Here is an 846-nt window from a genome sequence, read left to right as displayed (position 1 = left end):
CCGACGTCGTCCTCATGGACATCCGGATGCCGGGCACCGACGGGCTCGCGGCGACGCAACGGATCTCGGCCGACCCCGAACTCGGGGGCGTGCACGTGGTCATCCTCACCACGTTCGAGGAAGACGACTACGTGTTCGAGGCGATCCGCGGTGGCGCTGCCGGATTCCTCGTGAAGGACACCGAACCGGCCGAACTCCTCCGGGCGATCCGGACCGTCGTCGCGGGGGAGTCCCTGCTCTCGCCCCGGGCGACCCGTTCCCTGGTCGAGGCGTACGCCACCCACGCGAAGCCGTCGTCCCTCGCGCCGGAGCTGGGCGTCCTGACCGACCGCGAGCGTCAGGTCATGCAGCTCGTCGCCGTCGGCATGACGAACGCCGAGATCGCCCAGCACCTCTTCGTCAGCCCGATGACCACGAAGACCCACGTCTCCCGGGCGATGATCAAGCTCGGTGCCCGCGATCGTGCCCAGCTCGTCGTCTTCGCCTACGAGACCGGCCTCGTGACCCCGGGCTGGCGCCCGTGACCGCCCGCTCCGCTGCCACCGTGACTTCGAAGACCGCGCAGCGAACCCCTCGAACACCTCGGACGCCCGCGCCGAGCCGATCCGGTCGACGTCGAACGGCACTGACCGGACCCGTGGCAACGGACGGCAACGACTGCCGGACCGCCGCACCCCGAGTTGCATGGACCCCATGTCGTTCACCGGATTCGGCGTCGTCGCCGGAGCAGCACTGACCGAGGCCGTCCGTCGCGCGGGCGCCGACCACGTGGAGCCGACGATCGCCGGCAACCTGGCGATCCGGCCGAACGGCGACGGCGGCGGCCACGACCACGGCGGTGGCTGG

Annotated in this window: 1 protein-coding gene; it reads left to right on the top strand. The window is 71.2% G+C overall.

The genetic code is table 11. The features are described 5' to 3' along the window. A partial coding sequence (locus BIV03_RS17505; RefSeq protein WP_071296601.1) for a response regulator transcription factor occupies nt 1-524 on the top strand: 524 nt, incomplete at its 5' end. Nucleotides 525-846 lie beyond the last annotated feature (322 nt).

Source organism: Curtobacterium sp. MCBA15_016, from assembly GCF_001865105.1.
Taxonomy (GTDB): Bacteria; Actinomycetota; Actinomycetes; order Actinomycetales; family Microbacteriaceae; genus Curtobacterium.
The sequence above is the reverse complement of the archived record's forward strand: the minus strand, read 5'-3'. Positions and strand labels throughout refer to the sequence as shown.